6 protein-coding genes are annotated in these 10,422 nt (G+C 63.9%); all 6 read left to right on the top strand.

Annotated elements, in window-relative coordinates:
- Positions 1 to 32: 32 nt before the first annotated feature.
- The 6 genes from ACODTO_RS13205 (at position 33) to ACODTO_RS13230 (ending at position 10,218) form a co-directional block, all read left to right on the top strand.
- The gene (locus tag ACODTO_RS13205) at positions 33 to 461 is read left to right on the top strand and encodes a response regulator (protein ID WP_041023967.1); all 429 of its coding nucleotides are present in this window, start codon (positions 33 to 35) and stop codon (positions 459 to 461) included.
- A gap of 47 nt (positions 462 to 508) precedes the next feature.
- Positions 509 to 874, top strand: coding sequence for a twitching motility response regulator PilH (gene pilH / locus ACODTO_RS13210; RefSeq protein ID WP_139640864.1), 366 nt, complete (start codon positions 509 to 511; stop codon positions 872 to 874).
- Positions 875 to 884: 10 nt separating this feature from the next.
- On the top strand, positions 885 to 1,424 hold the full coding sequence (locus tag ACODTO_RS13215; protein WP_139640862.1) for a chemotaxis protein CheW: 540 nt from the start codon (positions 885 to 887) through the stop codon (positions 1,422 to 1,424).
- A 180-nt stretch (positions 1,425 to 1,604) separates the two neighbouring features.
- Positions 1,605 to 3,659 carry a methyl-accepting chemotaxis protein gene (locus tag ACODTO_RS13220; protein WP_139640860.1) on the top strand — a complete coding sequence of 685 codons (2,055 nt, stop codon included), beginning with the start codon at positions 1,605 to 1,607 and terminating at the stop codon, positions 3,657 to 3,659.
- A gap of 171 nt (positions 3,660 to 3,830) precedes the next feature.
- Positions 3,831 to 9,764 (top strand): hybrid sensor histidine kinase/response regulator, encoded by a 5,934-nt coding sequence (locus ACODTO_RS13225; protein WP_489106562.1) that lies wholly within the window; start codon positions 3,831 to 3,833, stop codon positions 9,762 to 9,764.
- Positions 9,757 to 10,218: a chemotaxis protein CheW gene (locus ACODTO_RS13230; RefSeq protein ID WP_139640857.1), complete on the top strand. Its 462-nt coding sequence runs from the start codon at positions 9,757 to 9,759 to the stop codon at positions 10,216 to 10,218. Before ACODTO_RS13225 ends, ACODTO_RS13230 begins: the two co-directional genes overlap by 8 nt.
- Positions 10,219 to 10,422: the final 204 nt, after the last annotated feature.

A 10,422-nucleotide genomic window follows, 5' to 3' on the forward strand; every position in this document is an offset into this window, starting at 1 on the left:
ATTTACGCGTTTAAAACCGGTTCGCAGTGGCAATGGCAGAGCATCCTACGCAGCAGCAACCCAGCGCCTTGAAGGTCATGGTCATCGACGATTCGAAGACCATTCGCCGTACCGCCGAAACCTTGCTGCGCAATGTGGGTTGCGAGGTGATCACGGCGGTCGATGGCTTCGATGCCCTGGCCAAGATCACCGACCATCACCCGGGCATCATCTTTGTCGACATCATGATGCCGCGTCTGGACGGTTACCAGACCTGCGCCCTGATCAAGAACAACAGCGCCTTCAAGGCCACGCCAGTGATCCTGCTGTCGTCCCGGGACGGGCTGTTCGACAAGGCCAAGGGACGTATCGTCGGTTCCGATCAGTTTTTGACCAAGCCTTTCAGCAAGGAAGAACTGCTGGGCGCGATACAAGCTCATGTTCCGGGCTTTGCCGCCGTCCAGCCGCACCAGGCACATTAAATGACGCCCGGCCGCAGAGCCTGGGGTCGACAAGAATGGGGAACACCATGGCACGAATTCTGATCGTCGATGATTCGCCGACTGAAATGTACAAGCTGACCGGCATGCTGGAAAAACACGGTCACCTGGTCCTCAAGGCCGAGAACGGCGCCGACGGCGTGGCCCTGGCCCGCCAGGAAAAGCCCGATGCGGTGCTGATGGACATCGTCATGCCCGGCCTCAACGGGTTCCAGGCGACACGCCAATTGACCAAGGATCCGGAAACCGGGCATATCCCGGTCATCATCATCACCACCAAGGACCAGGAAACCGATAAGGTCTGGGGCACGCGCCAAGGCGCCAAGGACTACCTGACCAAGCCGGTCGACGAAGAAACCCTGATCAAGACCCTGAACAACGTCCTGGCGGGTTGACGGCGCGGCCATGAGCCCATCCCTGACTGCGTTCGAGCTGCTGCTGCAGATCGATCGACGCTGCCGGTCGCTGGCGGCGGACCTGCCGTCCCAACCGACCCACCGTCATGCCTGGAGTGGTATCGGCTTTCGCCTGGGCGAGCGTTGGTACGTGGCGCCCATGGAAGAAGTCAGCGAAGTGCTGCACGAGCCACGTCATACGCATCTGCCTGGGGTCAAGCCGTGGGTGCGTGGTGTGGCCAACCTGCGTGGGCGACTGTTGCCGTTGATGGACCTGTGCGGTTTTTTCGGTCACGAACTGTCGACGGTGCGCAAGCAGCGGCGGGTGCTGGTGGTGGATCATGGCGAGGTGTTCGCCGGGTTGCTGGTGGATGAAGTCCTCGGATTGCAGCATTTCGCCCAGGACAGCCTGGAGCCGATGCAGGCAAACGATCGCGACTGTCCGGAAGCCGCCTTCGTCAAGGGCCGGTTTCGTGGCGAGCGACAGTGGCAGGTGTTCAGCCCTTTTGCGTTGACGCAGTCTGAGGGGTTCATGGATGTGGCTATTTAACAGACACCGCGCAGCCTCCTGTGGGAGCGAGCCTGTGGGAGCAAAGCTTGCTCGCGATGCAGACGCCTCGGTCGGCAGCAAACCGTGTTGTTGTCATCGCGGGCAAGCCTTGCTCCCACAGAGCCGCCCTGAGATCAGTCACCCATGGCGAGTTGGATTGGGCAGTACAGGCGAAAATCGATGAGCAAAGCACACACAGGCAAGCCACTGGAAGCGTCGCGCAGTCGTTCGCAGATCATCGTGCTGTTCGTCGCGCTGATCATCTTCATCATGCTGCTGTTCGCCAATTTCGCGTACCTCAACACCCAGTCCACCTACGATAAACAGTACATCGGCCATGCCGGTGAGTTGCGGGTGTTGTCCCAGCGCATTGCCAAGAACGCCACCGAGGCCGCCGCCGGCAAGGCTGCGGCGTTCAAGTTGCTGAGCGATGCACGCAACGATTTTGCCCAGCGCTGGGGCTACCTCAAGCAGGGTGACCCGGTGACCGGCCTGCCACCGGCGCCCTCGACCCTGCGACCGCAGATGCGCGCGGTGCAACTGGACTGGGAGCGCCTGCTCAAGAACACCGACGCCATCCTGTCCAGCGAGCAGACTGTGCTGTCGCTGCATCAGGTGGCGGCGACCTTGGCCGAAACCGTGCCGCAGTTGCAGGTCGAATATGAGAAAGTCGTCGAGATCCTGCTGCAACGGGGCGCACCAGCGGCCCAGGTGGCCATGGCCCAGCGCCAGTCGCTGTTGGCCGAGCGCATACTGGGTGCAGTGAATACCGTGCTGGCGGGGGATGAGAACGCCAGCCAGGCCGCCGATACCTTTGGCCGCGATGCCGCGCGTTTCGGCCAGGTGCTCAACGGGATGTTGCAAGGCGACCCGGCCTTGAAGATCTCCCAGGTCCAGGATCGCGATGCCCGGGCACGCCTGAGCGAAATCAGTGAACTGTTCGAGTTCGTCTCGGGCTCGGTGGACGAAATCCTCGAAACCTCGCCGGAGCTGTTCAAGGTTCGCGAGTCGGCGGGCAACATCTTCAATCTGTCGCAGACCCTGTTGGACGAAGCCTCGCACCTGACCACCGCACTGGAGAACCTGGCCAGCGGTCGGTCCGTCCACGCCATCGGCGGTTATGTGCTGGGGTTGCTGGCGCTGACATCGATCATCCTGATCGGTCTGGTGATGGTGCGTGAAACCAACCGCCAGTTGCACGAAACCGCGGAAAAGAACGAGCGCAACCAGAACGCGATCATGCGCTTGCTGGACGAAATCGCCGATCTGGCCGACGGCGACCTGACCGTCACCGCGTCGGTCACCGAGGACTTCACCGGCACCATTGCCGACTCGATCAATTATTCGGTGGACCAACTGCGCGACCTGGTCGCCACCATCAACCTCACCGCTGGCCAGGTCGCCGCCGCGGTGCAGGAAACCCAGGCCACCGCCATGCACCTGGCCCAGGCTTCCGAGCACCAGGCCCAGCAGATCAGCGAAGCTTCGACTTCAATCAATGAAATGGCCCAGTCCATCGACCAGGTATCGGCCAACGCCGCCGAGTCGTCGGCGGTGGCCGAGCGCTCCGTGGAGATCGCCAACAAGGGCAACGAGGTGGTGCACAACACCATTCATGGCATGGACAACATTCGCGAGCAGATCCAGGACACCGCCAAGCGCATCAAGCGCCTGGGCGAGTCGTCCCAGGAAATCGGCGACATCGTCAGCCTGATCGACGACATTGCCGACCAGACCAACATATTGGCCCTCAACGCCGCGATCCAGGCGTCCATGGCCGGTGATGCGGGGCGCGGCTTCGCGGTGGTGGCCGATGAAGTACAACGGCTGGCGGAGCGCTCTTCGGCGGCGACCCGGCAGATCGAAACGCTGGTGCGGGCGATCCAGGCCGATACCAACGAAGCGGTGATCTCCATGGAGCAGACCACCAGCGAAGTGGTGCGCGGCGCCCGTCTGGCCCAGGATGCCGGCGTGGCCCTGGAGGAGATCGAGGGCGTGTCGAAGACCCTGGCGGCGCTGATCCAGAGCATTTCCAACGCCGCGCAGCAGCAGACCACTTCGGCGGGACAGATTTCCCTGACGATGAACGTGATCCAGCAGATCACCACCCAGACCTCGTCCGGCTCCACCGCCACCGCCGAGAGCATCGGCAACCTGGCGAAAATGGCCAGCCAGCTGCGCCGGTCGGTGTCCGGGTTCACGTTGCCGGCGGCTAAGGATGAGGACAAGTCTTGATTGTTGGAGGCGGTATACGGGGCGAGGGGAATCATGTGGGAGCAAGGCTTGCCCGCGATGAGAGCGACGCGTCAGGCCGGAGATCGAGTTGCCTTTATCGCGAGCAAGCTTTGCTCCCACAGATGAGTCCTCCCGCCACAAGGAGGGTGTATTTGCCGGATTGGAGCGGTTATGGGTGATCGGCACGACTACGTGGCCCTGGAATGGGTCAAGGGCGAGATTGCCGAAACGCTGAAGCAGGCCCATCTGGCCCTCAACCGGCTGGTGGATGACCCGCAGGCGGCGGATGCCCTTGGGCAATGCCTGGCCTGCATTCACCAGGTACATGGTGGCCTGCAGATGGTCGAGTTCTATGGCGCGGCGTTGCTGGCCGAAGAAATGGAGCACCTGTGCGTCGCCCTGCAGGACAATCGCATCGCCCATCGCGACGAAGCCATCAGCCTGTTGAGCCAGGCCCTGGGACAGCTGCCGATGTACCTGGACCGCATCCAGGGTGCCCGTCGCGACCTGCCGCTGGTGGTCTTGCCGCTGATCAACGACTTGCGCAGTGCCCGGGGCGAAAGCCTGTTGTCGGAAACCAGCCTGTTCAGCCCGGAATTGCCCGATATCGCGCCCCTCGGCGATGCAGCCCTGAAGCGGCTCGAGCCGGCGGACCTGCCCGGCACTTTGCGCAAATTGCGCCAGACCTTGCAAGTGGCCCTGGTGGGCCTGTTGCGCGAACAGGACGATGCCACCCACCTCGGTTACCTGGCCAAAGTCTTCCATCGCCTCGAAGGGCTCTGCGCAGGCGCGCCGCTCAATGCCCTGTGGCAGGTGGCTTCGGCGTTGATCGAAGGCATGCGTGACGGGCGTATCGCCAACAGCCCGGCGTTACGCAGCCTGTTCAAGGAAGCCGACAAGGAACTCAAGCGCCTGCTCGACCAGGGCATGCCCGGTATCAATCAACCGGCACCGCCGCACCTGCTCAAGAGCTTGTTGTTCTATATTGCCAAGGCCGAATACCCCAGCGGGCAGATGCAGATCATGAAAGAACGCTACTCACTGGACGATGCGCTGCCCGACAGCGCCATGCTCGACGAAGAGCGTGCGCGCCTGGCCGGGCCCGACCGCGATGCCATGCGCTCGGTGCTCACCGCGCTCTGCGAGGAACTGGTGCGGGTCAAGGAGCGGCTGGACCTGTTCGTGCGCAGTGACCGCCAGCACGCCTCGGAGCTGGACAGCCTGCTGGCGCCCTTGCGGCAGATCGCCGATACCCTGGCGGTGCTGGGTTTCGGCCAGCCTCGCAAGGTCATCATCGATCAATTGGCGGTGGTCCTGAGCCTCTCCCAAGGCCAACGGGAGCCCGATGACGCGACTCTCATGGACGTCGCCGGGGCCTTGCTCTATGTCGAGGCCAACCTGGCCGGCATGGTGGGCACCGTCGAGCCTGAAAGTCGTGAAGACAGCCAATTGCCCACCACCGACCTGACCCAGATCCACCAGATTGTCATCAAGGAAGCCCACACCTGCCTGCAGCAGGCCAAGGACATGATCGTCGACTACATCGACGCCGATTGGAACAGCGAACAACTACAGACCTTGCCGACCCTGCTGACCCAGGTCCGCGGCGCCCTGGCGATGATCCCCCTGAGTCGCGCTGCCGGCCTGGTGGAGGCCTGCAACGGATTCATTCGCGACCACCTGTTGCTGGACCAGGCCCGACCGGGTTGGGAAGAGCTCGACCATCTGGCCGACGTGATCACCGGTCTTGAATATTACCTGGAGCGTTTGAGCGAAGATCCGGAAACACCCGGCGAGCCGTTGCTGGATGGGGTCGAGCGGAGCCTGGCCGCGCTCGGCTATTTCCCAGATGAGGCCCGGGTACCCTTGCTCGACGATGTGCTGAGCCCCAACGAAGCCCAGGTCATGCAGGATTTGCAGGAGCTGGATGATCCGCAGACCGTGCAGTCCCTCGCCGACATGCTGGCCAGCCCGGTCTCGGCGGTCAATCCGCCGGCCAGGAGCACGCCGGGCAGTCTGCTGCCGCCTCCGGTGGATGAGCACCCGGTCGACGAAGAATTGCGTGAGGTCTTCCTCGAGGAAACCGGCGAGGTGCTGGAGGTGCTGCACGAGTACCTGCCGCGCTGGGCCGCTCAACCTGCCGACCAGGTCGCCCTGGGCGAAGTGCGCCGGGCCTTCCACACGCTCAAGGGCAGCGGCCGCATGGTCCGGGCACTGGTGCTGGGGGAACTGGCCTGGGCGGTGGAGAACCTGCTCAACCGGGTGCTGGAACACAGCGTCGAGCCGAGTGCTACGGTTCTGCAACTGGTGGACGACACAGTACGGCTGCTGCCCACGCTGGTGGCCGATTTTGCCGCCCATCTCCAGCGCCAGCGTGACGATGTCGACCGGTTGGCCGCACGCGCCCACGCCCTGGCCAAGGGCAGCGATGAGCTCGATGAAGACCAGGGGGACGTAGCCGCCCTCGACCCGCTGCTGTTGAAGATCTTCGACAAGGAAGCCCAGGGGCATCTCGCCGGTCTCAATCGTTTTCTCGAGCAGGCCGCCGAACACCTGCCCTTGCAGGCCAGTGACGAATTGCAGCGTGCCCTGCACACCCTCAAGGGCAGCGCATCCATGGCTGGCGTGCTGCCGATTGCCGAGCTGGCCGGGGCGATGGACCAACTTGCCCGGGAGTACAGGGTGCACCTGATAGCCCTCGACCTGGATGAAGTCGAGTGCCTGCTGGAAGCCGAAGGCCTGCTGCGCCTGGGCCTGCGCCAGTTGCACGGTGATCCACTGGCGCCGATTCCCGGGGCCGCGGACTTGATCCGGCGAACCCAGGCCCTGGTGGCCGAGCGCCTGCAAGCGGTCAGCGGCACTTCAGACAATGGCGCGCGAAACAAGCGCGACCCGCAACTGATCAACGATTTCCTGGCCCAGGGCATGGACATCCTGCTGGACGCCGAAAATCTGTTGCAACGCTGGCAGCAGCACCCCGGCGAAGGCCAGGAGTTAAGCGCTTTGCTGGATGAGTTGACGACCCTTGGCGAAGGCGCGCACCTGGCCGACCTGCAGCCGGTGGACGAGCTCTGCGAAGCCTTGCTCGATCTTTATGGCGCCGTGGAAGAAAGCAGCCTGGTGGTCAGCGACGAATTCTTCCAGCAGGCGCAACGTGCCCACGAAGCGTTGATCGACATGCTCGATGAGTTGGCGGCCGGTCAGCATGTGCATCCACGACCCGAGCGGATCCAGGCCCTGCATGCGCTGCTCGAGGCTGGTCTAGATCCGTCGGCCACCGGCCTGATCCGCAGCGATGGCAGCCGCACCTTGAGCATCCGCGAGCTGGGGCATGCAACCGCCGAGCTCGAACGCGACGTGCCTGCTGACACATCGATGGACGACGACATCACCTCGATCTTCCTCGAAGAGGCTCAGGACATCCTGGAAAGTGCCGCCCAGGCCCTGCAACGCTGGCTGGCGGACCCGGACAACGGGGCACCGCTGTCCTCGTTGCAGCGGGACCTGCATACCCTCAAGGGTGGTGCGCGCATGGCCGATATCCGGCCGATCAGCGATCTGGCCCAGGAACTGGAAAACCTCTACGAAGGCTTGGTGGATCGCCGCTACAGCTACAGCGATGAGCTGGCTCATCTGCTCAACGGCAGCCACGAGCGCCTCGACCTGTTGCTCGGGCAATTGCAGCAGGGCCAGACCTTGGGCGATCCGGTGTCGCTGATCGACGCCATCCGCCGGTTCCGTCAGGACAAGCCGAACGCCATTGAGGGCGTCGGGTCGATCCCAGGCGACGCGGCCAGCCATGATCCCGAACTGCTGGAGATCTTTCTCGAGGAAGGGTTCGACATCCTCGACAGTTCCGGCGCGGCCTTGCTGCGCTGGCAGGCCGAACCATCGAACCGCCAGGCGGTGGAAACCCTGCTGCGGGACCTGCACACCCTCAAGGGCGGCGCGCGGATGGTGGAGATCGGGCCCATCGGCGACTTGGCCCATGAGTTGGAAAATCTCTATGAAGGCTTGTCCGCGGGCCTGTTGCAACCGACTCCGGCGTTGTTCGTCCTGCTGCAGAGCAGCCATGATCGATTGGCCCACATGCTCGATGCTGTACGGGCCGGCCTGGCATGTCCGCCGGCGGACCGGTTGATTGCGCAGATCCAGGCGGTCAACCACCCGCAGAACAGCGAGACGCCGGCTACGGAGCCCTCCGCAGCCCCGGCGATGCCCGTAGGTCCGGCCACGGCACCCGCGCCCGCCAAACCCGAGCCAACTGCGTCGAGCGATGGTGCGGACATGGTCAAGGTGTCCGCCGAATTGCTGGACGACCTGGTGAACCTGGCGGGGGAAACGTCGATCTTCCGTGGCCGTATCGAACAGCAGGTCAACGATGCACACGTGGCCCTGAGCGAAATGGAAACCACCATCGAGCGCATGCGCGACCAGTTGCGACGCCTGGACACCGAAACCCAGGGGCGGATTCTCAGTCGCCAGCAAGTGGAAGCCGAGCGTCTGGGCTACGAAGAGTTCGACCCGCTGGAAATGGACCGCCACTCCCAGCTGCAACAGTTGTCCCGGGCGCTGTTCGAGTCCGCCTCGGACTTGCTCGACCTCAAGGAAACCCTGGACCGCAGCAACCATGATGCCGAGAACCTGCTGCAGCAACAGCGGCGCATCAACACCCGGCTCCAGGAAGGCCTGATGCGCACCCGCATGGTGCCGTTCGAACGCATGGTGCCGCGGCTCCAGCGCATCGTCCGGCAGGTGGCGCAGGAGCTGGGCAAGGACGTGGAGTTCGTCGTCGATAATGCCGAAGGCGAGATGGATCGCAACGTGCTGGAGCGCATGGCCGCGCCGTTGGAACACATGCTGCGCAACGCCGTCGACCATGGTCTGGAGCCGGCCGACGTGCGCATCGCCGCAGGTAAACCGGCCCGTGGGCGTATCAGTCTCGACCTGTCCCGGGAAGGCGGCGACATCGTCTTCGATATCCGCGACGACGGCGCCGGTGTGCCGCTGGACGCGGTGCGGCGCAAGGCGATCAAGCGTGGGCTGCTGGCGCCGGACAGTGATATCAGCGACCGCGACGTGTTGCAGTTCATCCTGCAGCCGGGGTTCTCCACCGCCGAAAAAATCACCCAGATCTCCGGGCGCGGCGTCGGCATGGACGTGGTCCACGAGGAGGTTCGGCAACTGGGCGGCAGCATGGTCATTGACTCGACGCCGGGGCAGGGCGTGCATTTCCGCATCCGCCTGCCTTTTACCGTGTCGGTCAACCGGGCCCTGATGGTGCAGTGTCACGAAGACCAGTATGCGATCCCGTTGAACACCATCGAAAGCATCGTGCGGGTGCTGCCCGCCGAGCTGGAGGCTTATTACCAGCTCGATCCACCGACCTACAGCTACGCTGGGCTGCGGTATGAGTTGTGCTACCTGGGCGAGCTGCTGAAAACCGCGCCCCGGCCGAAACTGCTGGGCCAGAGCCAGCCCTTGCCGCTGTTGCTGGTGCAGTGCAACGAACGGCATGTCGCGGTGCAGGTGGATGCCACCGTCGGGACCCGGGAGATCGTGGTCAAGAGCCTCGGTCCACAATTCTCGGCGGTGCAGGGCCTGTCCGGCGCGACCATTCTCGGCGACGGCCGGGTGGTGCTGATTCTCGACCTGTTGGCACCGATCCGCGCCATGCCCAACCAGGCCCCACGTCGCCCGGTGCTGACTGAAGGCGAGGGCGAGCACCTGCGGCCGTTGCTGGTGCTGGTGGTGGACGACTCGGTGACGGTCCGCAAGGTCACCAGTCGCCTGTTGGAGCGTCACGGCATGCACGTCCTGACCGCCAAGGACGGCGTGGATGCCATGGCGCTGCTGAGCGAGCACACCCCGGACTTGATGTTGCTGGACATCGAGATGCCGCGCATGGACGGCTTTGAGGTCGCGACGCAAGTACGCGACGACCCGCGCCTGGCGCACCTGCCGATCATCATGATCACCTCCCGCACCGGCCAGAAACACCGCGACCGGGCCATGGCCATCGGCGTCAACGACTACCTGGGCAAGCCCTATCAGGAGTCGGTGCTGCTCGAGAGCATCGCCCACTGGAGCAAGCCCCATGCATGACCATCGCACCCGCTACCTGACCGGGCTGCTGTTGCCCCTGGCCGACCGACACCTGGTGCTGCCCAACGTGGCGGTGGCCGAGCTGATCGACTATCAGAGCGGCACCTTCGATATGGACACCCCGCCGTGGTTCCTGGGCTGGGTCACCTGGCGTGAGCGGCAGATCCCGTTGTTGAGTTTCGAATCGGCTTGCGACCAGAAAACCGTGATTGGCGAGCGCGCCCGCATCGCCGTGCTCAACGCCCTGGGCGGTCGCGCGGAATTGAAGTTCATCGCCCTGCTGGTGCAGGGCATCCCGCGCTCCTACAAACTTGATAGCCAGTTGAGTTACGTCGACGTGCCGTTGTGCGGGCTGGAGCAGGCGGCTGTACAGGTGGGCGAGCATGTGGCGAAGGTGCCGGATCTGTTGGCCCTTGAAGAACTGGTGATCGCCGCCGGACTGGTAAAAGCCTAGCCCGCGGGAAGATGGCGGGTGCAGAGTTTGCGAACCACCTCAACCGAATGTGGGAGCGAGCCTGCTCGCGATGGCGTCGGAACCGTCAATGCAAAGGGCGCCTGACCCACCGCTATCGCGAGCAGGCTCGCTCCCACAGGGGATCGTGGAGAACACCTCCAGAACCAGTGGGAGCCGGGCTTGCCCGCGAAGGCGTGGTACATC

Source organism: Pseudomonas sp. FG13, from assembly GCF_057809755.1.

Bases quoted from the DNA above. Each gene is read 5' to 3' on its own strand.
- ACODTO_RS13205 (WP_041023967.1), top strand. From the start codon at position 33: ATGGCAGAGCATCCTACGCAGCAGCAACCCAGCGCCTTGAAGGTCATG.
- pilH (WP_139640864.1), top strand. From the start codon at position 509: ATGGCACGAATTCTGATCGTCGATGATTCGCCGACTGAAATGTACAAG.
- ACODTO_RS13215 (WP_139640862.1), top strand. From the start codon at position 885: ATGAGCCCATCCCTGACTGCGTTCGAGCTGCTGCTGCAGATCGATCGA.
- ACODTO_RS13220 (WP_139640860.1), top strand. From the start codon at position 1,605: ATGAGCAAAGCACACACAGGCAAGCCACTGGAAGCGTCGCGCAGTCGT.
- ACODTO_RS13225 (WP_489106562.1), top strand. From the start codon at position 3,831: ATGGGTGATCGGCACGACTACGTGGCCCTGGAATGGGTCAAGGGCGAG.
- ACODTO_RS13230 (WP_139640857.1), top strand. From the start codon at position 9,757: ATGCATGACCATCGCACCCGCTACCTGACCGGGCTGCTGTTGCCCCTG.